General features: G+C 60.0%; 22 protein-coding genes. 9 read left to right on the top strand and 13 right to left on the bottom strand.

What is annotated here, in order from left to right:
* The first annotated feature begins 576 nt into the window (after nt 1-576).
* The 5 genes from AWB69_RS21690 to AWB69_RS45950 all read left to right on the top strand — a co-directional run bounded on the left by AWB69_RS21690 (nt 577) and on the right by AWB69_RS45950 (nt 4,910).
* The gene (locus tag AWB69_RS21690) at nt 577-1,611 is read left to right on the top strand and encodes a fatty acid desaturase (protein WP_062088549.1); all 1,035 of its coding nucleotides are present in this window, start codon (nt 577-579) and stop codon (nt 1,609-1,611) included.
* A gap of 109 nt (nt 1,612-1,720) precedes the next feature.
* Nucleotides 1,721-2,533 (top strand): phosphate/phosphite/phosphonate ABC transporter substrate-binding protein, encoded by an 813-nt coding sequence (locus AWB69_RS21685; protein ID WP_062088547.1) that lies wholly within the window; start codon nt 1,721-1,723, stop codon nt 2,531-2,533.
* A 154-nt stretch (nt 2,534-2,687) separates the two neighbouring features.
* Nucleotides 2,688-3,677, top strand: a complete 990-nt coding sequence (locus tag AWB69_RS21680; RefSeq protein WP_062088667.1) for an LLM class flavin-dependent oxidoreductase — start codon at nt 2,688-2,690, stop codon at nt 3,675-3,677.
* A gap of 264 nt (nt 3,678-3,941) precedes the next feature.
* Entirely contained in the window at nt 3,942-4,187 is a 246-nt protein-coding gene (locus AWB69_RS21675; protein ID WP_062088545.1) for a hypothetical protein, read from the top strand.
* A 405-nt stretch (nt 4,188-4,592) separates the two neighbouring features.
* On the top strand, nt 4,593-4,910 hold the full coding sequence (locus AWB69_RS45950; protein WP_075643964.1) for an H-NS family nucleoid-associated regulatory protein: 318 nt from the start codon (nt 4,593-4,595) through the stop codon (nt 4,908-4,910).
* Nucleotides 4,911-5,227: 317 nt separating this feature from the next.
* On the opposite strand, the gene rhaS is transcribed toward AWB69_RS45950, so the two are convergent.
* From rhaS to rhaM, 6 genes are all read right to left on the bottom strand, one after another.
* On the bottom strand, nt 5,228-6,253 hold the full coding sequence (gene rhaS / locus AWB69_RS21665) for a rhamnose ABC transporter substrate-binding protein (protein WP_062088541.1): 1,026 nt from the start codon (nt 6,251-6,253) through the stop codon (nt 5,228-5,230).
* Nucleotides 6,254-6,333: 80 nt separating this feature from the next.
* Nucleotides 6,334-7,338, bottom strand: coding sequence for an ABC transporter permease (locus AWB69_RS21660; RefSeq protein ID WP_062088538.1), 1,005 nt, complete (start codon nt 7,336-7,338; stop codon nt 6,334-6,336).
* Nucleotides 7,331-8,371 carry an ABC transporter permease gene (locus AWB69_RS21655; protein ID WP_062088529.1) on the bottom strand — a complete coding sequence of 347 codons (1,041 nt, stop codon included), beginning with the start codon at nt 8,369-8,371 and terminating at the stop codon, nt 7,331-7,333. The genes AWB69_RS21660 and AWB69_RS21655 overlap by 8 nt, the downstream gene beginning before the upstream one ends.
* Entirely contained in the window at nt 8,371-9,894 is a 1,524-nt protein-coding gene (locus AWB69_RS21650; protein ID WP_062088527.1) for a sugar ABC transporter ATP-binding protein, read from the bottom strand. The genes AWB69_RS21655 and AWB69_RS21650 overlap by 1 nt, the downstream gene beginning before the upstream one ends.
* Nucleotides 9,895-9,904: 10 nt before the next feature.
* Nucleotides 9,905-10,795 (bottom strand): amidohydrolase family protein, encoded by an 891-nt coding sequence (locus AWB69_RS21645; RefSeq protein WP_062088525.1) that lies wholly within the window; start codon nt 10,793-10,795, stop codon nt 9,905-9,907.
* Between the two features lie 39 nt (nt 10,796-10,834).
* Complete coding sequence (gene rhaM / locus AWB69_RS21640) at nt 10,835-11,149, bottom strand: L-rhamnose mutarotase (protein ID WP_062088523.1); 315 nt, start codon at nt 11,147-11,149, stop codon at nt 10,835-10,837.
* Between the two features lie 147 nt (nt 11,150-11,296).
* On the opposite strand from rhaM, the gene AWB69_RS21635 reads away from it, so the two are divergent.
* Nucleotides 11,297-12,247 carry a LysR family transcriptional regulator gene (locus AWB69_RS21635; RefSeq protein WP_062088521.1) on the top strand — a complete coding sequence of 317 codons (951 nt, stop codon included), beginning with the start codon at nt 11,297-11,299 and terminating at the stop codon, nt 12,245-12,247.
* Here the strand turns inward: AWB69_RS21635 and AWB69_RS21630 are convergent.
* From AWB69_RS21630 to AWB69_RS21615, 4 genes are all read right to left on the bottom strand, one after another.
* Entirely contained in the window at nt 12,234-13,016 is a 783-nt protein-coding gene (locus tag AWB69_RS21630; protein WP_062088519.1) for an SDR family NAD(P)-dependent oxidoreductase, read from the bottom strand. The genes AWB69_RS21635 and AWB69_RS21630 overlap by 14 nt on opposite strands.
* A gap of 17 nt (nt 13,017-13,033) precedes the next feature.
* Nucleotides 13,034-14,212: an L-rhamnonate dehydratase gene (gene rhmD / locus AWB69_RS21625; RefSeq protein ID WP_062088518.1), complete on the bottom strand. Its 1,179-nt coding sequence runs from the start codon at nt 14,210-14,212 to the stop codon at nt 13,034-13,036.
* 28 nt (nt 14,213-14,240) lie between these two features.
* The gene (locus AWB69_RS21620; RefSeq protein ID WP_062088516.1) at nt 14,241-15,572 is read right to left on the bottom strand and encodes an MFS transporter; all 1,332 of its coding nucleotides are present in this window, start codon (nt 15,570-15,572) and stop codon (nt 14,241-14,243) included.
* 69 nt (nt 15,573-15,641) lie between these two features.
* Nucleotides 15,642-16,394, bottom strand: coding sequence for an SDR family NAD(P)-dependent oxidoreductase (locus AWB69_RS21615; protein ID WP_062088514.1), 753 nt, complete (start codon nt 16,392-16,394; stop codon nt 15,642-15,644).
* Between the two features lie 391 nt (nt 16,395-16,785).
* Between AWB69_RS21615 and AWB69_RS21610 the strand changes: the two genes are divergently transcribed.
* Nucleotides 16,786-17,055 carry a GlsB/YeaQ/YmgE family stress response membrane protein gene (locus AWB69_RS21610; RefSeq protein WP_062088512.1) on the top strand — a complete coding sequence of 90 codons (270 nt, stop codon included), beginning with the start codon at nt 16,786-16,788 and terminating at the stop codon, nt 17,053-17,055.
* A gap of 27 nt (nt 17,056-17,082) precedes the next feature.
* Here the strand turns inward: AWB69_RS21610 and AWB69_RS21605 are convergent, their stop codons facing one another.
* Nucleotides 17,083-17,295 carry a hypothetical protein gene (locus AWB69_RS21605; RefSeq protein ID WP_062088510.1) on the bottom strand — a complete coding sequence of 71 codons (213 nt, stop codon included), beginning with the start codon at nt 17,293-17,295 and terminating at the stop codon, nt 17,083-17,085.
* Between the two features lie 258 nt (nt 17,296-17,553).
* On the opposite strand from AWB69_RS21605, the gene AWB69_RS21600 reads away from it, so the two are divergent.
* Entirely contained in the window at nt 17,554-18,504 is a 951-nt protein-coding gene (locus AWB69_RS21600) for a sugar ABC transporter substrate-binding protein (protein WP_407923049.1), read from the top strand.
* A gap of 64 nt (nt 18,505-18,568) precedes the next feature.
* On the opposite strand, the gene AWB69_RS21595 is transcribed toward AWB69_RS21600, so the two are convergent.
* Together AWB69_RS21595 and AWB69_RS21590 are read right to left on the bottom strand one after the other, a co-directional pair.
* The gene (locus AWB69_RS21595) at nt 18,569-19,612 is read right to left on the bottom strand and encodes a substrate-binding domain-containing protein (protein WP_062088508.1); all 1,044 of its coding nucleotides are present in this window, start codon (nt 19,610-19,612) and stop codon (nt 18,569-18,571) included.
* Between the two features lie 128 nt (nt 19,613-19,740).
* Nucleotides 19,741-21,000, bottom strand: a complete 1,260-nt coding sequence (locus tag AWB69_RS21590; RefSeq protein ID WP_062088507.1) for an SfnB family sulfur acquisition oxidoreductase — start codon at nt 20,998-21,000, stop codon at nt 19,741-19,743.
* Nucleotides 21,001-21,707: 707 nt separating this feature from the next.
* Between AWB69_RS21590 and AWB69_RS21585 the strand changes: the two genes are divergently transcribed.
* Nucleotides 21,708-23,720, top strand: a complete 2,013-nt coding sequence (locus AWB69_RS21585) for an alkaline phosphatase family protein (protein ID WP_082913509.1) — start codon at nt 21,708-21,710, stop codon at nt 23,718-23,720.
* Nucleotides 23,721-23,782 lie beyond the last annotated feature (62 nt).

The raw sequence follows: 23,782 nt of genomic DNA, 5'->3' as shown, positions 1-23,782 counted from the left end.
CAATAGGCCAGTTGCGGGCGATGAGTCAGAAGCCGGCTGGCGCGCTTAACGTCGAGTATTGGCATGAACGCCTGACCGCAGTCTGCTCCGGCTACGTACTGGTGCCCGCGCAACGGCGGCGCGTAGATGCATTGCGCAAAGTGCTGGAATCCCTCTCTCAACCTCAGGACGACCCCAGCTCAGGGCGCAAAAGAACGACCAACAGGCTTTGGGCGAAAGCGGCGTAACTACGGCGCTTTCGCCATCGCGCATCACGCGCGTAATCGACCGCGGCTTTCAGGCCGCCGGATGTCGTGTTTTAAGCATGTCTGTCGTTTGTGCGTTCGCAGGTTCAGGCGGTCAAGCGTAATTCGGTCAACAAGCACGATTGCGCGGAACGCCGTGCTCCCGTCGCCCTCTGTTTCATCCCATTCAATGAGCGTCATTCAATCTCCGGCGCGCTTTGCGGCGCTGATTCCCGTTGCGGGACCACTCAAGCCCCGATTCTTCACACGGGAACAAGCTTAGCGGGAATGCTTGGTTTGGGCGCAGGCGAAGCGCCGCTAAGATCGTGGCTCGTTCCGTCACTGAATTGCCATGAGCCTTTACATAGACGATGCTCAACGCCATCGGATTCAACAGCTACGCGCGTCCTGGCGCTGGCGCAGCGAGTGGCCCACCTGGCTTCTGATCGTGGCCGTGTATGGCGGCTGGTTCACAACGGCACTTCACGCGCGAACGATAGGAATGCCGCTGGCGATCAGCATCCTCGCCGTGTTGTCTTGCCTGCATTTATCGTTGCAGCATGAACTCCTGCATGGTCATCCGACACGCTTTCCCTTGTTGAACGCGCTGTTCGGCGTCGCTCCGCTCGCGGTCTGGTTCCCTTACGCGGTCTATCGCGAGTCACATCTGCGTCACCATAACGACGCTCATCTCACCGATCCCGATCTCGATCCGGAAAGCTATTTCGTCTCCGCAGAGCGCTGGCGCGGAGCAGGTCCGGCCTTGCGGTTCCTGCTGGTCATCCGCAACACGTTCTTCGGGCGCATTGTGCTCGGCCCGTGGTTTTCCATCGCGAAAGCGATCGTGTCGGCGCTCACCCGGATTGCACGGGGCAATGGGCGTATTGCAGGCGCGTGGGCCTTGCATCTCGCCCTGCTCGGACTGCTCGCAACGTGGCTTGCGCACCGATGCGGCATCAGTCCCGCGCTGTTCATATTCGGCGTTGGATATCCGGCGCTTGCGCTGAGCGCGGTCCGTTCGTTCCAGGAACATCGCGCCGCGGATAACATCCCCGAACGCACGGTCATCAACGAAGCATCCTGGGTCTGGCGTCTCCTGTTCCTCAACAACAACTTCCACGCGGTTCATCATGACCTGCCGAGCGTGCCGTGGTTCGCGCTGGAGCGCGTTTATCATGGGCATCGCGACGCGTATCTGCAGCGCAACGGCGGTTTTCTCGTGCGCGGTTATTCGGAATGGCTGGTACGGCATGGCGTGCAACCGGTTGCACCGGCATTGCATCCGCTTCATGCACGCGCCGCCAATCAGATTGCGCAGGCTCAGTCCGGCGCCAAGGGGTCCGCTGGCTCAACAACGCTTGGCAGCGACACGGCGCAACCCGTCTGACATGTAAATGTCGTTCCGGCCGCACACCGGGGTATCGGTAGTGGCTGGCGATTGGCTGGCGTAATGGGAAAGAACGGGAAAAAACGGGAAAAAACGGGAAAGAATGTGCATGAACTGGGTCGCTGCACTACCGATGTACAACGTCACGCCGGCACTCGCCGGCGACTGGCGCGTTTTGCTCGACCATGTTCATCGCCGCTTGCGGCCGTGGCTCGATGCACGCGGCGACACGCTCGCCCTAGTCGATCCCGAAACATCCCTGCACGATTTCTGGCTGCGTAACGACCTGCTGCTGTCGCAGACATGCGGTTATCCGCTGGTAAAAGCGCTCGCAGGACGCGTGCAGCTTGTCACTACACCCGTTTTCACCGTCGATGGCTGCGCGGACGGCGACTATCACAGCGTGCTGGTCGCGAGAGCCGCCGCCAACGTCACGTCGCTCGCGCAATGCCGCGGACACCGCGCCGCGTACAACACCTCCGATTCGAACAGCGGCATGAACCTGTTGCGCAGCGCGGTTGCGCCGCTTGCCGGCGGCCGACCGTTCTTCGCATCGGTGATCGAAACGGGCGGGCACCTGGCCTCGCTGCAAGCCCTGCAGGACAATCGGGCCGACGTTGCCGCCATCGACTGCGTGAGCTTCGCGTTCGTACTCGACCACCTTCCGCATCTTGCCCGCGGGTTAGTCGAAATCGGCACGACGCAAAGTGCGCCGGGCTTGCCGCTGATTGCATCGAAACGGGTGCCGGCGGAGGGTATCGAGGCACTGGTGAGCGCACTCGCCGACGCCGTCGCGCACGATCGTCCTCTGGCAAAACGGCTCAAGCTCGACGGTTTTGCCAGGCGCCCGCTTAACGGCTACGGCAGCATTCTTGACATCGAAACGGACGCCGTTAAACGCGGTTATCCCCGCCTCGCCTGAGGGCGGTCACGGCAGACTTTCCTGACTTTCGGCACAATCGGTTTTTACCCACGTGCACGGAGCGCCCTGGATTTTCATCCGGGAGTGTGCGCCCGGCGGTAGCCGGATCACTGGTGCCCGCGCGCCGCCGATGCACGAAGCCATGGAAGCCGCAATGATCCCGTTTTCAGTCCTAGATTTATCCCCCATTCCCGCCGGATCCACCGCCGCCGACGCGTTCCGGCACTCGCGCGAACTGGCCCAGCATGCCGAAAAACTCGGCTACCTGCGATTCTGGCTGGCCGAGCATCACAACATGACCGGAATCGCCAGCGCGGCAACGTCCGTGGTGATCGGGCACGTCGCCGCCGGAACAAGCACGATCCGCGTCGGCTCGGGCGGTGTGATGCTGCCGAACCACGCGCCACTCGTGATCGCGGAGCAGTTCGGCACGCTGGCGTCGCTGTTTCCCGGGCGTATCGATCTTGGCCTCGGCCGCGCGCCCGGGACCGACCAGACGACCGCCCGCGCATTGCGCCGCGATCTCCAGGGCAGCGCGGATAATTTCCCCGATGACGTCGTGGAATTACAGCGCTATTTCGCCGATCCGGTGGAAGGCCAGCGCGTACGCGCCGTACCGGGCGCCGGGCTGAATGTGCCGATCTGGCTGCTCGGTTCATCCACCTTCAGCGCCCAGCTCGCCGCCGCGCTCGGCCTGCCGTTCGCTTTCGCGTCGCATTTCGCGCCCGACTACCTGCTGACCGCGCTGCAGGTGTACCGGACGCAATTCCGCCCGTCGAAGCAACTCGACCGGCCTTACGCGATGGTCGGTGTGAATGTTTTTGCCGCCGACACCACGGCGGAAGCGGAGTTTCTCTTCACATCGTTGCAACAGCAATTCATCAATCTGCGACGCGGCACGCCTGGCCAGTTGCCGCCACCCGTCGCGCAGATTCCGTGGAACGAGGCCGAACGCGCCGGCGTGGAACACTCGCTCGCATGCTCGGTGATTGGCGACCAGCAGCAGGTGGAGGCCGGACTGGCGTCGCTGATCGAACAAACGCAACCGGACGAATTGATGGTGACCGCGCAAATCTACGATCACGCCGCCCGGCTGCGCTCGTTCGAGATCACGGCGCAGGCCCGCGCGGCGGTGGCGGCGTAGTGGTGGCGTAGTGGCATTGCGCCAGTTGCGTCGCTTCACGGATGTCACGGCGATGTCAACCTGATGTCAATGGTTTAGCGGCGCAGCGAACACGCATTCTGACGCTGGACGGGTATCGTTTTGACAAGCAATAATGAGGTCGGCGGCCTTGAGATCCGCCGTCCTGCGCCCGCTTTTAGTGCTTTTCTGTGAACGGCAGCGGCGGGTAAGCCGTTCGAAGGGTCTCAACAAGAGAGATGTTGGATATCGGAAGGGAGAAAATGAATGACCAGAAGTCCCGCCACAGGATCCATGACCTTGCTGACGGAGCGCGATGAAGCCACCGGTCAGGAAGTGCGGACGTTGCGCCTCGAACCTGCGCCCGACGGCAAGGCCGTCCTGCTGATAGAGATCGATGAACGGAAGGCCGGCATCCATCGTGAAGTGCGTTATGAAATCACGCCGGCAGAGCTGATTGCGGCAATTCGCGCGCATGGCGCTGAATTACCTGGCGAGCAACATAATCGCTAAAATGATTTAGGCATACAATAGCGGCATTCGGCGCTATCATTTCCTTGTGGCGCCCGCGGTTGTGTGGACGAATTGTTGAAATTAGCGGCTGTATCATGGTGCTTTTGAAACATGAACAGCCGCCAGCCGTGCATCGATCTGGTCGTGAGCCTCAGCCGCTGACTCGGCGGCTTGCGCATCTCGCACCGATCTCAAACACAGTAACCAGTTTGTCGAGCTGCGCGCTCGCAGAAGTCCGATTATCGGGCGTTGCGGGTTAAAGCGGTAATTTGCGGTATTACACTAATTGACGCGCGTCACTCGGCGCGCCACGATTTTAGTCAACCCAACTATTCCTCGAGCCGCCCCGGTCCGCGCGGGCAGATGGCTCGCCTTCAAGAAAGTAAAAGCTGAATCAGGACAGCCGTGGACGAAAGAAAGCGAGACAGCATCATTGCCTATTTGCGCAGCCGAATGGCTGAGTTTGGCATTACCGAAACAGCGCTGGCCGAAGCATTGGCCGACGTGCCGGTTTCCGTTACCCCTCCCCCTTTGACGAACGGTTCCAGCGCGGCTTCGAAGCGCGCGTTGCCGTCAATGCCCTCGTTGCCCGAGAACGCCAACGGCACCACGCCGGTATTCAGAAGCGCAAACGGCGACACGTGGGATGGGATAGGCGACATGCCGGAGTGGTTGAAACGCGCCGTGCATGCCGGGCAGGATATCGAGTTTTACCGGGTTTAAAGCCGCTGGCCCGGTGGTAACCACTGATGCAAATAGGAACACCCAGCATGCCTTGCGGCATGGGGTGAGCGTGTCTGCGCGGCATATGCGCAGCAGCTCCAAAAAGACTGCGTCATCACCTGCCTCCTGACTGGCCCGGGAATGGCAGTTCTGTCCGACGCCCCAGGCAATCCGTTCCACTCGGGATGAAGGCTCTGCCCGCGAACGTCGGCTAGCTCCCCCGACGCTTGCTGGAACAAAGAACGCCCCGCAGGGCGTTCCTTGTTCATGTCACTGACGTGAGCGATCGATCACGTTGCAGCGAATGTTGGCGACCCTCAGAAATTGAAGTTGTCGATATTCGAAGAATCAAACGTGGTCGGTGGTCCAAGCACGACTTCGCCGCTCTTGCCCACCGTACGCTTGCCCAGCTTGCCTGCATCGAAGCTGTCGCCTTCCTTGCCCGTGATCGTGCCTGAAGCAAGATTAGCTGCCGCGTACGCCGCGAGATAGCCGAGTTGACCCGGATCCCACAACTGGAACGCCTTCACCGTGCCGTTCTTGATGAACGCGCGCATCTGGTTCGGCGTGCCGAGTCCGGTCACCATGACCTTACCCTTGGCCGGCGAAGTCGAGACATAGCGAGCCGCCGCCGAAATGCCCACGGTCGTGGGGGAAATGATGCCCTTCAGGTTCGGATACGCCTGCAACAGGCCCTGCGTTTCCACGAATGACTTCTGGTCGTCGTCGTTGCCGTAGGCAATCTTTACCAGCTTCATCTTCGAATATTCAGGCTTCTTCAGCTCCTCCTCCATCCACTTGATCCAGGTGTTCTGGTTCGTGGCGTTCGGTGTAGCTGAGAGGATCGCGAACTCGCCTTCGCCGCCTATCAGCTTCGACATCAGCTGCACCTGCCCCCGTCCGATTGCTTCCGAGTTCGCCTGGTTGACGAAGATCTGGCGGCCGTCAGGTGCGGTATCCGAATCGAAGGTAACAACCTTGATGCCCTGGGCCATCGCTTTCTTCAGGTAAGGCACGACCGCGTTGGCGTCATTGGCGGCAATCACGATAGCGTCCTGGCGCTGCGTGATCAGCGTGTTGATGTACTGGACTTGCGACGACGCGCCCGCGTCGGACGGGCCGACTACCTTGCCCTGGCCGCCCATCTCCTTGATCGCCGCCAGACCGCCGTCGTCGGCAATCACTTCGTACGGGTTGTTGATCTGCTTGGGCAGGAACGCTATTTTCAGGTCTTTTTTCAGGTCCGCGGCGTGTGCGCTGAGCGGAATCACTGCCGCGACGGACACCGCGATCAGCGCAGCGCATAGCGCCGGACCGCGAATGGACTGGAAGGGTTTGAACATGCTTGTGTCTCCTGATGTCGCGCGCTGCTCCGGTTCCACGAATGGCCGGAGTCTTCACGCTGGTTTTAAAAAGCCAAGCTTCAGATAAGCGTCTGCGTCATCAAGCGCTTTTCGCGCATGACACGCCAACGTGCAACAAGGTTCGGAATCAGCACCGACGACAACAACAAACCACCCGTCACAATGGTCAGCGTCTCGCTCGATACATCCGAGAGCGTCAACGCATTGCGCAACACGCCAATGATCAGCAATGAAAGAAGCACACCGATCATGGACCCGCGTCCACCGAAGATGCTCACGCCGCCGAACAGCACGGCCGCGATCACCGACAGTTCGAACCCCTCGCCGTTGTCGCCGCGAGCGCTCGTGAAGCGCAATGTATAAACGACACCCGCGAGCGCGCTCATCGCGCCGGACAACATGAAAAGCTTGAGCTTTGTACGCGCTACATCGATACCGGAAAATTGCGCGGCAACCGGATTCGCGCCGATTGCGTAGAGGCTGCGTCCGAACGGCGTGGCCTGCAGCAGCACCGTGAAAACGACCGCACCCATGATGACGAGGACGAATGGCATGGGCAGGAACGCGGCGACGGTATCCATTCCGAACGCGGTATAAGACGCGGGAAAATCAGCGACAGCCTGGTCGCCCAGCAGGACATACGCCAGGCCGCGAAACAGCGCGAGGGTGCCGATGGTGACAGCCAGCGAGGGAAGATTGAAGCGCACGATCACCAGCCCGTTGAACAGGCCTGCAAGCGTTCCCGCGACCAATACAATGGCGATCACGAGCGGCATGGGCAGGCCCATGTGCCAGAGCACGCCCATCAGCGCACTCGATGCACCCAGCACCGACGCCACCGACAAATCGATTTCGGCTGCGACAATGATCAGCGTCATCGGCAACGCGATCAGGGCGATCTCGGTGAAGTCGGCAAGCATGTTCGAGAGGTTGGCGCTCGAGAGGAACATGGGCGACAACACGCGCCCGAGGATCAGTCCCAGCACGAGCACCACGACCAGCATGGACTCCCACGAGAGGTGCCGGCGGCGTGTCAAGGCGAGTGCGGAATCGGGTTTAGCCATGATCGCGTTTCCTCATCATGCGGCGCGCGACCGAGCGCGCGAGCAGTGTGTCGAGCGTGATCGCCGCAACGATCAGCGCTCCCTGAATGGCCTGCTGCCAGAATGGCGATACGCGCAACACCACCAGCGCAATGTTGATCACGCCGAGCACGAGCGCACCGAGCGTCGCGCCGAGGATGGTGCCCACGCCGCCCGTGATCGCCACGCTGCCCACCACCGCCGCGGCCACCACCTGCAACTCGATGCCCTTCGCCGTGCTCGCTTCCACAGTGCCGAAGCGAGCCAGCCACAAGACCCCTGCAAGCCCCGCAATCGCGCCGGACAACAGGAAGCCGATCATCACGCGGCGCTCCACGCGAATACCTGCCAGCCGCGCGGCTTCCGGGTTCGACCCGATCGCATAATGCTCACGCCCGCCGCGATATTGCTTGAGATAGACGCCCATTGCCAACAGCACGACCACCGCTATCAACACCAGGTTCGGCAAGCCGAGCAGCGAACCCGTCGCGATGCGCGAGAACGCATCGGGAAGGCTGGTCGCGTTGATCTGGCCGCCGTGGACCCAGGCGTAATCGGCACCGCGCACGATGTACAACGTCGATAACGTCGCCACCAGCGAAGGCACGCGCCCGAACGTGATAAGCGTGCCGTTCACCGCGCCGATCGCGAGACCGATGGCGATGCCCGCGAGCATTGCGACCGCGATCGGCATGTGCGGAAAGATCACGAAGAGACTACCGACCGAATACGCGCTGACACCAACAACGGACGCTACCGACAGATCGATATGCCGCATCAGCATCACGACCGTCATGCCCGCCGTGAGCAAGCCGATGATCGATACATTGAGCAGCACATCACGCAGGTTCTGCAGGTTCAGGAACTCGGGTTTCACCGCGGCAGTGGCTGCGACCAGCGCAATCAGCACGACAAACAGGGTTGCCTCGCGGCTGCGAACGAGCTCCGCCAGCAGATTGCGGCGCTTCTGTTTGGGCGCGTGCACGGCGGGCATGGCGGGAGAATGTCGTGTCATCATGCCGCCTTCCCCAACATGGACGGCGAGGCACCGAGCGCGGCGCTCATCACGCGTTCTTCGTTTGCATCGGCGCGTGCAATGTCGGCGCTGATACGCCCTTCATGCATCACAAGAATTCGATCGGCCATGCCGAGCACTTCAGGCAGCTCGCTCGAAATCATCAGGACTGCCATGCCTTCGCGAACCAGTTCAGCAAGTGTCCGGTACACCTCCGCCTTGGCGCCCACATCAATGCCGCGAGTCGGTTCGTCGATGATCAGCACTTTAGGCCCTGTGGCAAGCCACTTTCCGAGCACGACCTTCTGCTGATTGCCGCCCGACAGCGTGCCAACAGGGGCATCCATATCGCTCGCTTTGAGCCGCAGTCGCTTGCCCCAGTCGGCGGCAAGCGTGTTCTCGCTGCGTGACGAGATCAACCCGTGCCGCACAAGGCGTCCGAGCACCGTCAGCGACGCATTGCGCGCAATGCTCAGTTCCAACGCAAGACCTTGCGCGCGCCGGTCCTCCGGCACCAGCGCCAGACCCGCGCGGACCGCCGCCTGCGGCCGGCCGAGCTGCAACGGCTTGCCGGCGATATGAACCTCGCCCGCATCCACATGATCGATGCCGAAGATGGCGCGTGCCACCTCGCTGCGCCCTGCACCAACCAGCCCCGCCAACGCCACGATCTCACCCGCGCGGACCTCGAACGAGACGTTCTTGAACACACCGTCGCGCGTCAGGTTACGCACCGAAAGACGCACCTCGCCGGGCGCGACATCCGCTTTCGGATAGAAGGTATCGAGATCGCGGCCGACCATCTTGCTGACGATCGAATCGATGGTCATGTCGGCGGTCATGGCGTCGAAGACTTTCAGGCCGTCGCGCATGATCGTCAGGCGCTGCGTCAGCGCGAATACTTCGTCCAGCCGGTGCGTGATGAAAAGAATGGCGGCGTTGCGTTCACGCAATGCGCGCACGATTGAGAACAGGCGCTCCACTTCTGTCAGAGACAACGCTGCTGTGGGCTCGTCCATGATCAGCACATTCGCGTTCAGGGAGAGCGCCTTGGCGATCTCGACCACTTGCTGATCCGCGATGGACAAACCGCGCACCAGGCGTTCCGCGCGCAGGTTGACGCCAAGCGATTGCAACAGCGCGTCCACCTCGCGATTCATTTCGTCATAACGGATCCGGCCGATCCGGTCGCGCGGCTGACGTCCCATGTAGATGTTTTCCGCAATGGAGAGGTCCGCGAACAACGTCGGTTCCTGATAGATCACGGCAATACCTGCGTCGCGTGCTTCAGCGGGATTCGCAAACGTACGGGGCTGTCCGTCGACCAGCAGTTCGCCTGAATCCGGCTGATACACACCGGCAAGCAGCTTGACCAGAGTCGACTTGCCCGCGCCGTTCTCGCCGAGCAATGCATGCACTTCACCCGGCCACATCGCGAGGCTGCCGTCGCCAAGCGCACGCACGCGGCCAAACGATTTGCTCGCGTGCCTTAGCTCAAGCCGAGGCGGATTGGTATTGCCCATACTGTCTCCTTCAGATGCGATAGATACGTTCTGCGTTGCTTTTAACGAGGGCATCTATTTCCATATCGCTCAGGTCTTTCACGATCGACACATACGCGTTCCACAATCCTTCATACGTCGCGAACAAGCGGTCTACCGGAAAGTTCGACGCAAACATCGCGCGCTCGCAACCAAACGTATCGATCGTCTCCAGCACATACGGCCGAAAACTTTCGACGCTCCATTGATGGTCGAACATGGCAAGACCGCTGATCTTCACCGCCACATTCGGACAGGCGGCGAGTGCGCGCAGCCCGTCGCGCCATGCGCGAAAACCCTCAACAGAAGACCGATCCACGAACATGCCGGCATGATTCACGATGAACTGCGTGTCGGCATGTTCCTGCGCAAGCTCAGCCGCTTCTTGCATCTGCGACGGGTAAAGCTGCAGGTCGAATGACAGCGAATACCGCTTCAGCAACGCAAAATTCTTGCGCCATTGCGGTTCACGCATGTAGTGCCGGCCCACGTAGTCATAAAGCAGATTCGCATGCACGTTGAGAATCTGACGAATGCCTCGCGTGTTGGCGAACGCGGCGTGCCCTTCGAGCACTTCCTGAGCGTTATCCGCCGATAAATCCGCACCCGCGACAATCGCATTCGGCAACCCGTTGCCTTCGTGATCGGCGACCTGTTGCAGCCAGCGCGTTTCTTCCACAGGATCGGCGGGATCGTGATTGGCATCCACATGCACAAGCTTGAGCACCTGAACCGGCGCAGCATCGCGTAACAGATCCGCGATCAGGTAGTCGTGCTTCAGGTCACGTGCGTCGCCGACGAACGACTTGCCCGGGTTCGCCAGCCACGGATAGTGATGCGTCTTTAAATCCCAAAGGTGAATGTGCGGATCGACAACCTGCATGGATATGTCCTCGTGCCGCTAAAACTCGCCGAAAGCGCGTCAGGGTAGATGGAAAACCGGCACGAGCGCGTGCTGCACCGGCGAGCGGTCAGGGTTTGTTTCCATCAGGTCGGCCATGCTGTCCCACCATTTGCGCATGATGGGAAGGTCCGGCAAGGCGTCCATGGTGTGGCCCGGCTCACGCTTGAGCGTGGCGAACAGGTGCCCGCTGGGTTCGTCGAGGAAAATCCGGTAATCGCGGACCCCGGCGTTGCGTAACGCCTCGGCCAGCTCGGGCCATATGTCGCGATGACGCCGCTCGTATTCATCGCGCTGGCCCGGTTTGAGGGTCATCCTGAACGCAATCGTCTCCATTGCGGCTTGCCTTTTATAGATGTTGAAACCGTTGAATCCCGGCTTTTCTGCTACGACTATAAATCGCCGACTGATAACATGACAATCCGAAGTAAGGATCAGCCGATCGCAAAACCGAATCGCGTCATGGACCCACGAGGACGCCCGATGAACCAGAACGTCTCCCAGATCGCCCTCGTCAATCGCCTGAAATTCAAGCATCTGGCGCTGCTCGTCGCCCTCGACGACGCCCGCAACCTGCATCAGGCCGCCGAAGCCATCAATGTCGCCCAGCCGAGCGCGAGCCGGATGCTGAGCGACATAGAAGAAGCGTTCGGCTTCCTTCTTTTCGAGCGCAACGCCCGCGGCATGCAGCCCACGCCGCTCGGTGTCGCCACGCTCGCTTATGCGCGCCGCTCGCTAGCCGATCTCACGCGCTTCGCCGCCGACCTCGAAAGCAAGCGGCGCGGCGGTCATGGCCAACTGACCGTTGGCGCGATCATGGGCGCCGCGCCCGACGTGCTCGCCATGGCTATCGCCGAACTCAAAAGCGAGCGGCCGCTGCTCAACGTGCGCATTCTTGGCGAGACCAGCGACCAGGTGGTGCAACTGCTGCACCGCCGGGAAGTGGATCTCGCGCTCGGCCGCCTCACCACGCCGCTCCAGCACAACGACTTCGACTTCGAACCGCTCTCGCGCGAAGCCATGCGCCTGGTCGTGCGCGCCGCGCATCCGCTCGCTCACCAAACCTCGCTTTCACTGGACGCGCTGATCTCGTGGCCATGGATCCTGCAACCCATCACCAGCCCGGCGCGCGCGTTGTTCGAAGAAGAGCTTGCACGGGCGGGCCTCGCTTCGCCGTCCAACGTGGTCGAGTGCGCGTCAATCTTCGCCACCCTTCAGCTGCTTCAAAACAGCGACGCCGTCGCCATGCTGCCGGAGTCCGTCGTGCGCGATTACCTGCGTGCGCAGTTGCTGATTGAACTGCCTATCGAGATCGGCAAGAGCCTCTCGGGCTTCGGTTTGTTGCGGCGCAAACATGAAACGCTCAGTGAACCCGCCGAATACTGCATCGCGCTGCTGCGCAAGTATTCGGCCGGCTCGTTCACTGAAGGTTGACGAACAGGCCACCATCCACCAGGAGCGATGCACCCGTCACGTAGCGCGCGCGATCCGATGCGAGAAACGTCACGCACTGCGCAACGTCGTCAGGTTCGCCCAGGCGTCCGAGCGGAATACGTTTTTCGAAGTACGCGCGCTTCTCGGTATCGGCGAGATCTTCTGCATTCAGGTCCGTTGCGATCGTGCCGGGCATCACCGAATTGCAGCGGATGCCGTAAGGCCCCAGCGCAATCGCGCACGACTGCATCAACGAGTGAACGCCTGCTTTCGTTGGCGTGTAATGCGTTTGCATGCCCCCGCCGACGAGCGCACTGATCGAACTCGTTGCAACAATCGCGCCGCCGGTTCCTTGCAGTTTCATCTGGTTGCCAACGGCCTGGGTCACATAGAACGCACCGTTCAGGTTGACGCCAATGGTCGCTTCGTACACCGACGCCGGCATGTCGAGGAAGGCGTGGAATGGGCAGATACCGGCATTGCTCGCGAGGACGTCGACATGACCGAACGCGTCGACGGCCTGCTTCACGAGTTCCAGCCCCGTCTCGCGCACCGCCACATTTCCTTCGACTGCGATCACCCCGCGGCCTAGTGCTTCTATCTCGGCGACCACCTCTTGCACGGCCGACAGCCGTCCATATGAGCGGTCGTTGTCGCCCCAATAGTTCAGCACGACGTCCGCGCCTTCTTTCGCACACGCCACGGCGATCGCGCGGCCTATGCCTCGCGATCCGCCCGTGACAATCACCACTTTGTTCTCGAGCAGCACGGTCGAACCTCAATGTTTCAATGGGTATAAGGACGCACAAGCGTGCATTCGGGATTGAGCCGCACACCAAAACCCGGTGTCTCCGGCACCTTCATCCGGCCGTTCACGGGCACGGGTTCGTCGAGCAGAAGCGGGTTGAACATGGGTACGACTTCGTCGGCTTTCGGCGCCATCATCAGGAACTCCGCGAACGGAGAATTGTGGCGGGTCACCACGAAATGATAGCTATAGACGGAAGAACCGTGAGGCACGACCAGCACGTTGTGGGCGTCTGCGAGTGCGGAGATCTTGATCAGTTCCGTGATGCCGCCACACCAGCCCACATCCGGCTGGACCAGGTCGGCACAGCCCATTTCAAACAGCATGCGGAACCCCCACCGCGTGGCTTCGTGCTCACCGGTCGTCACCATCATGCCGCGCGGCACCGAGCGCCGCAGTTCGGCGTAACCCCAATAGTCATCGGGCGGCAACGCTTCTTCAAGCCACTTCAGACCATATTCGTGAGCCGCGTGCCCAAGCCGCGTTGCATAGTTCAGGTCGAGGCTCATCCAGCAGTCGAACATCAGCCAGAAATCGTCGCCTACTTTCGCGCGCATATCGGCCAGCTTCGCGATGTTCTTCGCGAGTCCTTCCGCACCTTCCGCGGGTCCATGCTGCAACGGCATCTTGCCGCCGATAAACCCCATCTCCTTCGCGAGATCCGGACGTGCGCCGGTTGCATAGAACTGCAGTTCGTCGCGTACAGGTCCACCTAAAAGATGAAACACCGGCTCCTTGCGAACCTTCGCGAGCAGATCCCACAATGCAAGATCGACACCCGAAATCGCATTCAGCACAATGCCTTTGCGCCCGTAATAGAGCGTGGCGAAATACATCTGGTCCCACATCTTTTCTATGTCGGTCACCCGTTGACCTTCAAGAAAACGCGCCAGGTGTTTCTCCACGATAAACGCCCCGATCTCCCCGCCGGTAGTCACCGCGAAGCCGACCGTGCCGTCGCTCGCTTCAATTTCGACGACCAGCGAACCGAGCACGTTGATGCCGAACGACTGGCGGCTTTGCCGATACTCGGGGTAGCGCGCCATTGGCGTGGAGATATGGTCGTCGATCCAGTGATCGGCGCCCTGGTCGTGATAGTCGGCGCCGCCGCCGCGAACGGTGAACGCGCGAACGTGGCGGATGGTGGGCATGGACATGATCGGACTCCGTTAAGGGTTCTAATGTTCAGGACGCTTTGGCGCGGTCGCCATGCGACGGGTCTTGCGTATGAGCGGATACTCGCGCGGGCCGCACGAGCACGATGATCGCGATGGCGGCGAGCACCGCAACGAGTCCCAGCAAGACGAGACCCGCACTCGTCGATGCATAGGCTCGCTCTGCGGCCGTACGCACCATGGGTGCGACGAACCCGCCGAGGCTACCGAGCGAGTTGATCAGCGCGATGGCCCCGGCCGCCGCGGCGCCGGTCAGGTAGTGCGTGGGAAAGGTCCAGAACAGCGGTTGCGCTGCAATCAGGCCGCTGGCCGCGAAGCACAATGCAATCAGCGAGATCAGGGGTTGCCCCGCGAGTCCCGATACCGCAATACCCGCACCGGCTACGACCAGCATCAACACCGCGAGCCATCGATGCTGACCATGGCGATCCGCATAACGCGGCACCGTCCACGTAACAAGCACCGCACATAGCCAGGGGATCGCCGTGACAAAACCGACCTTCGCTCCCACGTTGGCCCCAAGCAAGGCGGCCACTTGTTGCGGCAGATAAAAGATCACGCCGTACACGGACATCTGAATCAGGAAATACACCGCCGACAGGATCAGCACTCGCGGATCGATCAATGCGGCAAGCACGCCACGCGGTCCGTGCGCGGACGCTGCCTGTGCGTCCTGCGAGAGCCGCGCAAGCAGTAACTCGCGTTGAGCGGTATTGAGCCAGCGCGCTTTGGATGGATCATTGTCGAGATACCAGAACGCCCACACGCCGACTATGGACGCGAGGACTCCCTCCACCAGGAAGAGCCACTGCCAGCCCGCGAAACCGAGCGCGCCATGCAGGTCGAGCAACGCACCGGACAAGGGGCTGCCGAAAATGAATGCGAGCGGCGCTCCGAAATAGAACACGCCCAGCGCCCTCGCTCGCGCCGATTGCGGAAACCAGCGCGTGAGGTAATACACAATGCCCGGAAAAAAACCCGCTTCGGCCACACCGAGCGCGAAGCGCAGCACATAGAACGCCGTGGCCGTGTGCGCGAACGCCATGGCGGCAGAAACAAGCCCCCATGTCACCATGATCCGGCACATCCAGAGCTTTGCGCCCACGCGATGCAGCAGCAAATTGCTCGGCACTTCAAAGAGCGCATAGCCCACGAAGAACACGCCTGCCCCGAACGCGAAGGCCGCGTTCGACAGACCCGTATCGTGCTGCAGTGCTTTCTGGGCGAAGCCAATATTCGCCCGGTCGAGAAACGCCAGCATGTACATCAGCAGCAGGAACGGCAGCAGACGACGCATCACGCGGGCCGTGACGGCGTCCTCCGCAGTAGCGGTATCGCTCATGCGTGTCTCCAGATATTTTTATGTAGCGAGCGTGCCTAGATGGCCCCGGCAGGGACACGCAAAGCGGCTTCAGTAGGTCGCGCGGCCGCCGGACAGATCGAATACCGACGCCGTGCTGAACGCGCAATCTTCCGAGCTGAGCCACAGGATCAGTGACGCCGCTTCTTCGGGCAACAGGAAGCGGTTCATCGGGATCTTGGAGAGCATGTAGTCAATATGCTGCTGTGACATGGAATCGAAAATCTCGGTCTTGGCAGCCGCCGGCGTCACCGCGTTGACCAGGATGCCGCGCGTGGCGAGTTCCTTGCCGAGCGACTTCGTGAGCCCGATCAGACCCGCTTTCGAGGCGCTATAGTGCGACGCATTCGGGTTGCCTTCCTTGCCCGCCACCGAAGCAATATTCACGATCCGTCCATAGCCTTCCTTCAGCATATGCGGCACCACGGCACGGCACGTGAGATACGGTCCGATCAGGTTCACATCGATCACGCGGCGCCATACGTCCGGCGCCAGTTCCCAGGTCGTGCCATTGCCGCCGGTGATGCCCGCGCAGTTGATCAGCACATCAATCTTCCGGTGCGCTTCCAGCGTCTGCTGCACTGCCTGCTCGACCGATGTTTCCTCCGTCAGTTCGACCACGGCGACGCTGACCTTGCCGGCTTTCGCGAGTTCACCGCGTGCCCGTTCAAGGCGCTCGGCGTCGATGTCCCAGAGCGCCGCCTCAGCACCCGAGGCAAGCGCGCGTTGCGCCACCGCATAGCCAATACCGCGCGCGCCGCCGGTGATCACCACAGTCCGTCCGGCCAGATCGATCTGGTTCATCGTGTCTCCTTTTGTCTTTAGGGTGGTATTTGATGCGGCGCCTGCTGATTCGGCGCTGCCTAAAGCCGCTGATGAATGAACTATAGGGGCGCTCTCATAGCAAAACAATCCGACTATTCGATGGTCCGATAGCAAAAGTGGATCACAAGCCGTTAGAGGGACTATTCGGGTTCGGGTTTAGCCGGATGACGGCTGGCGACGTTAAGCGCAAGCTTGGTTAATCGGTCGTTCTTGCCACATTGCCCCTTTCGGGCACGCCGCTTGCTCCAACCGAGAGGCTCATTGAACCAGGGGGACCATGAAAATCACCTAACCCGAGGTGCCTCCCGTAAGTATTGTTATCACCATGCCGGTAGCGCTGCTACGCGCATTTCACCTGACGGAGAACGCTATGGAACCTGTTTCGCACGGAATCATCTTCTGGCTGATCATTGGCGGAATTGCCGGCGCACTCGCCGGCCGGATCGTTGATGGAGGCGGCTTCGGCATCATTGTGGACATCATCGTCGGCATTGTCGGCGCGTTCATTGGCGGGTGGCTGGGCGGCGTGCTCGGCCTGCACCTGGGCGGCGGCATCATAGGGTCGCTGATTACCGCGTTGATCGGCGCCGTGATCCTGCTGGCCATCCTGAGGCTCTTCAGCCGAGGGCGAGCCGTTTAGCCGCGGGCAGACCTGCCGACAATTTGGTTACACCCAGGCGGCAAGAACCACAGTTCGTTTGATTGAAACCCCGCTCAGGCGCTTCGCCTGAGCGGGGTTTTTCTTTAAGTGCTGAAATTTTTCAATACTGTAAGGAATCCTGATTAGCTTGGACCGGGAACTGATTGAAAATCCGTCTTCATCCGGATCGCCTGTCTCTTTCACAAGGGTTCTCAGCGGGAACACCAATAGTTCCGACATGGACCTTCTGTCATTCTCGGCACGTCTTCCCTACGATTCTTCAGGGCTCCGCCAAGCCCCTTTCTGGTCCCTGGATCACCCATTTTTACGGCCGGCACACCGAGGAAAATACAATGATCGAATTGAGACGCTCACGCGGGTCTTTACACCCTTCATTCATTGCGCAAAATTTCATTCGACATGGTTAAGTACAAAAATAAAGAACAGCATCATGCTTCGCTGAAAGCTCATGGAGCGTTCAGGAGACAAGTGCTGGTCTTGCTCACCGTGCTACTCACCAGCGCTGCGCTCTGCGCACCGGCGGCGGCCGACGTGCCGTCGCTGAAGGGCAAACGGATTGGCATCTCCGTCGCCGGTACGGAACACTACTGGGACATGAAGGCCTTCAAGGGACAAATGGACGAAGTGACGCGGCTTGGGGGAATCCCCATCGCAATGGACGGCGGCCGCAAGGATGGCCAGCAGATCGCACAACTCCAGACACTGATCGCGCAAAAGCCCGACGCCATCATCGAGCAGCTTGGCACCGCGGCCGTGCTTGAACCGTGGCTCAAGAAGATCCGTGACGCAGGCATCCCGCTCTTTACCGTCGACACCGCCAGCCCGTCGAGCATCAACGTGACGACATCGGATAATTTCTATATTGGCGAGCAGCTTGCATTGAAGCTCGTCAGCGACCTGCATGGCGAAGGCAATATTCTCGTCTTCAACGGTTTCTACGGCGTGCCGGTCATGGCGATGCGCTACGACGAGTTACGCTCGGTGCTGAAGTGGTATCCGAAGATCAGGATCATTCAGCCCGAACTGCGCGACGTGATCCCAAATACGGTGCAGGATGCCTACTCGCAGGTCAGCCAGTTACTCAACAAGTATCCGAAGGGCACGGTGCAGGCTATCTGGGCAGGGTGGGATATACCGCAGATCGGCGCGACACAGGCAATTGACGCGGCGCATCGCCAGGAGATCAAAACCTACGCCGTCGACGGCAGTCCCGACTTCATCGCGCTCGTCAAGGACCCGGAATCCTGCGCCGCGGCCGTGGTCGCACAACAGCCTTATCTCATCGGCAAGACCGCTGTAGACAACGTAGCGCGTTATCTCGCGGGCGATCACACCTTGCCTCCCGCCACCTATGTACCGTCGATACTCGTCAGCAAGGACAACACTGCGGAGGCGCAGAAGACGCTGGGCCAGGCCAGTGCCAAGTGAGTAAATCCGCATCGCGACATAGGTTGTTTTAGTAATCAGGATAGCGAATCAACTATTCTTTACTTCAATCACGAACCTCGGGAATCCAGTCGGCCCTGGCTACATCGGCCCGCCTGAAGTCCACGAACCGGGACTCAAGATCCGCAATTGTGCGGATATCGTTCTTGACCAGATCATCGCGCGTGATCAACGCGGGTTTTATTTCAATCCTGTGCCCCGGGTCCTGGCCCGCCACAAGCAGCGCTGCGGCTCGCACCGAGACCGCGCCAACTACGGCCGGATTAGTGGCGGCAGTGGCGACCCACGGACTCCCGGGCGCCCGGATCGCCTCTATATCAGCCGTCGATATATCGGCGCTATAGATCCGGACCTTCGAAGCAATGCCCGCCTCGTCCGCAGCCAGCTTCGCGCCTCGAGCGAACTCGTCATACGGCGCGAACACCACACGCACATCGGGGTGCACCCTATACGCTGCCGCTGCCTGGTTGGCCACCGACTGCGCAATCGGATTGTCCACCGTACCGAACCGCGCCTCCTCCCTGATCTTCGGATGCGCGGTCTTGAACGCCTTCCAGACCGCGTCGCGCCGGTCAAGCGGCGCAAAACCCGGCACATAGACATACGCGGCGGCAAACGCATCGCCGTTATCTTTTACCGCCTGAGTGAGCAGCAGTGTCGCGAGATCGTTGTCACTCTGCTCGATCTGCGGCACTTTCGGATTTCCCAGGTCAACATCGAACGCCACTACCTTGATACCTTTATCAAGCGCCACCTGCACCACGTCCTTCAAGGACTCCGGCAGGCCGTGATTGACGATGATCGCTGAAACGCCAAGATTAATTGCTTGCTGGATCTGGTCACGTTGCTGAGTGGCGTCCTGACGGCCCTCGTAAATACGCAAGTCGACGCCAAGCGCTTTAGCCTGCTTTTGCGCACCTGCTTCATACGCCTGAAAGAAATCACCGGTCGAAAGATAGTTGACCAACGCAATCCTGACGCCGCCTTTATTGAAGGGCGCGGGAGCATTGGATAAGCCACCTGCTGCATAGGCGGTGATGCTTCCGGCAAGCAATGCGGCGGCGAACAAACGGCCGATAGGTTTAAGCATAAAGGATAGTTTCCGTTTCCGTGATTGAGCGCGTGGAGACAATGTTCGACCTAAAGCGCGCGGCGAAAAGGCGTCGTCGTATGGTTTTTCTGACTACGCGCCACCGCCCTGTTTATCGACAACCCGTTTTAGTTCCACGGGTGGCGCGCGGGTTTGATGCCATTCAAGTAGTAGTTGCCCACAAGGTGATATTTCCAGCGCACGGGGTCGTGCAACGTGTGCGTACGCGCATTGCGCCAGTGTCGATCCAGGTTGTGCGCAGCAAGCGTCGACTGCGTGCCCGCGAGTTCGAACAGCTTTTCACTGGCAAGCAAGGCGATCTCGGTGGTCAATACCTTTGCTTCACCGACGGCCACCGATGCACGGGCGATATCGTCCTCGCTTGGCGCATGCGCCTGGCTTGCAATTGCGTCGAGCGTACGCGCCGCACGTTCGAGCAACGCCTCAGCCGCGTGCAATTGAATGTGGAGATGACCCACCTCACGCACTACAAGCGGATCGTCGCTTGTGCGTTCCACTCCGCTATCTATCCACGGACGCGAGCGCTCGCGTACGAACTTCAGGGTGTCGTCTACCGCTGCACGCCCGATACCCGCATCGATAGCCGCCTGGATGATCTGGGAAATCGGGCCATTAAGCGTCGGCTGATCCGAGACGCGAAACGCCGGAAATACGTGGGATGCCGGAACCCGCACCTGGTCTGCGATAACCGTGCCGCTCGCCGTCGTGCGTTGACCGAAACCGGACCAGTCATCGATAACCTGCAAGCCCTCCGTACCTGCCGGAATGTAGGCAAGCCAGCCACGGCGTTCGTCGTCGAGACCCAGGACAGGCACGTAATGCGCGAACAGCGCGCCGGTCGAATAGAACTTCGTGCCGTGGACAACATACTCGTCACCCTGAGCCGTGACGCGTGTCTTCAGGTCGAGGACGTGCTTTGTGCCCTTCTCCGAAAAGCCGTTGCCGAAACGCTTCCCCCGCACTATCTCGCCGAAAAAAAACTGCTTCTGCTCGTGGGTTCCGGTGAGCGCAATGACATCGACGAGACCCAGATGGTTCTGAGGCAACTGTCCGAGCGACGGATCGGCCGCGGCGATGATCTTGATGACTTCGGTCAGCGTTACATAGGACACCCCCGCACCGCCATACTCTTTGGGCACGGTGATTGCCCATAGGCCGGCTTGTGAAAACCAGTCGATTTCCTCGTGGGGCAAGCGCCGCTCGCGATCACGCTCACTGGCGTGCTCGGCAAGACGAGCGGCCACTTCGTGGGCGCGCGCAATGGCTTCGGCGTCATCGCGGATGATATGCGCAGGTTCTTTCTCTGTAGATCCGTCTGGATGGATTGATGCGGGACGCGTCGCTGTATTTTGCGGAATGGCTGACATGCTTACCCTTTTATGTGTCGGATCGACATCAATCTAGCAGCGCCATGACCGGGTTCAAACCGAACGATAACGCTAAGGACATCAAGGGAATGCTTCTACGCTTAGCTCCATTGCTTCTTAGACCAAGCGTGCCGCTGCCAGGCATGGAATTGGTCTGCATCGTTTCCAGGGTCTGGAAGTGTCGGTGCCTATAGTGACACGGTCACATGTTGTGCTTTTCCTTGAGTTTAGTCGACGAGCAGCACGCACGCGGGCCAGCGCGCTATTTTCCACTTCGATCTGCCCGATGCGAGGGTGATGCCGATTGAGACCCGCCGTGGAATGATTTTCTTTCGCTTTTTATTTGCAATACTTATCAATTTCACTTGCGCGGCTTCCATCATGGACCTCCCTCGCTCCTTGGGTGCGATTCATTCCAGGTTTCACACCCCAGGCACTCCATCCGACATGCCGGCGATTTAATTCAGAAAACTGATTTGTCGGCTGCTGGCCGGCCGCGCGATGAAATTCGGGAGTTTGCTTAATGAAAGATATTACAAATTCATTCGTCAACCGGGTCACATGAATAGCACGCGCGCGACTTGTCCGTGTCCTCAATCTGTCATTGGATCTCTCTAAGTTCTCTCCGTGTAATGCCCGGTAAGAATCGAGGAGATTGCGTAAGACATCGCTAGCCCTCGCAACCGTCTTATGTTCAGGAGAGTTCCATGCAACAAATAAGCCAGCAGCTGGCGAAACCGGTGGTGCGAAGCTGTCTTCTAGGCAGCGCCTTTGCTCTGACCCTTGCAGGCGCGATCTATCCATCGCTTGCGGATAGCCAGTCCCAAACCCCCGATGCGTCAGCGTTGACTGCGTCGCCGATCAAGCATGTGATCGTCATCGTAGGCGAGAACCGCACTTTCGATCACGTGTTCGGCGCCTATAAGCCGCGCAACGGACAGTTCGTTTCGAACCTGCTTTCCAAGGGAATCATCACGGCGGATGGCAAGCCAGGTCCGAACTTTTCGCTCGCCGCGCAAAACACCGCAAGCGCCACCAATACCAATCTGTTCGAGATGAGTCCCGGATCGAAGAAACCCTATACGGTGCTGCCGGCGCCAAACACCGGTTCCACGCCGACGTCCGCAAGCGATACGAACCCGCCGCCGTTCGCCACGCTAGCCGCAGCACAGGCAGCTGAAGGCGCCGTGCTGGAAGCGCAGGACGTGATACACCTGACTACCGGCGCAAGCGGTTTGCCGCAGCAAGCCGTGGACACGCGCTTTGGCGCGAACACCTATAACTTGCCGAACGGTCCTTACCAGATTTCGCGGGTCGGTCCCAACTACGACCAATACATGAACAGCCCCGTTCACCGCTTCTATCAGAACTGGCAGCAATCCGATTGCAGCATTTCGCACGCGACGGCAGAGAATCCCAGCGGCTGCAAGATGGACCTCTTCGCCTGGGTTGAAACAACGATAGGTGCTGGTTCGAACGGCAACGCGCGGCCGGCGAACTTCACGGACGAGACGACCGGGGAAGGGTCTACCGCGCTGGGTTATTACAACGTCAATACGGGCGACATGCCCTACTTCAACGAACTCGCCCGCCACTACACGATCAGCGATAACTATCACCAGCCGGTGATGGGCGGCACGGGTGCCAACAGCATCATGGTTGGAACGGCAGACGCGCTCCACTACACCGATGGCAACGGCAATGTTGCAACACCGCCTGTCAACGAGATCGAAAACCCGCACCCGCAAGCGGGCACTAACAACTGGTATGCGCAGGACGGTTATTCGGGCGGGACTTACAGCAATTGCTCGGATATCAATCAGCCCGGCGTTGGCGCAGTACGGCGCTACCTCGACAATCTGTCCTACCACCCCAAGGCGAATTGCGCGGCCAATACCTACTACCTGCTGAATAACTACAACCCAGGGTACAACGGCGACGGCTCGGTCAATACCAGTACCTTTACCATTCCGCCTTCGCCCGTGCGCACGATTGGCGACACCTTGCTTGAGAAGAACATCTCCTGGAAATACTACGGCGAGGGATGGAACACCTTTGTCGCCAAGTCGCCCACGAGCGTGTACTGCAACATCTGCAATCCGTTCCTGTATGAAACGAACATCATGACGAATCCGGCGATCGTGAAGGCGCACTTGCAGGATACAAGCGATCTCTATACGGACATCGCCAACGGCACATTGCCGGCGGTATCGTTCGTCAAACCGGGCGGATTACTGGACGGCCATCCTTCGTCTTCGAAGTTCGGTCTTTACGAAGGGTTCGTTCACAAGCTGATCGATACGGTGCAGCAGAATCCCAAGCTTTGGGCCTCGACGGCGATCTTTGTCACGACCGATGAAGGTGGTGGTTACTACGATTCCGGTTATATCCAGCCAGTCGATTTCTTCGGCGACGGTCCGCGCATTCCGATGATCGTAGTCTCACCGTTTTCGCGCGGTGGCCGCGTAGTTCACGAGTACTCGGATCACGTCTCGATCGTAAAATTTATCGAGCGTAACTGGCGCCTCAACCCGATCACGGATCGAAGCCGCGACAACCTGCCAAATCCGGTTCAAGTCGCGTCCAATCCGTACGTGCCCACGAATCAACCGGCCATTGGCGACCTGTTCAGTTCGTTCCGCTTCGATACTGATGACAATCAAGGCAATCAAGGCGGCGACCAGGGACAGCGCGGTGGTTTCGGCTTTTCGCCCTTCTAACAAGCCATAGGATTCGCTAAGCAGAAACGCAAAAACGCTAAAAACAAAGTGGGCGTAGCGCG

The organism is Caballeronia udeis (genome assembly GCF_001544555.2).
GTDB classification, from domain to species: domain Bacteria; phylum Pseudomonadota; class Gammaproteobacteria; order Burkholderiales; family Burkholderiaceae; genus Caballeronia; species Caballeronia udeis.
The sequence above is the reverse complement of the archived record's forward strand: the minus strand, read 5'-3'. Positions and strand labels throughout refer to the sequence as shown.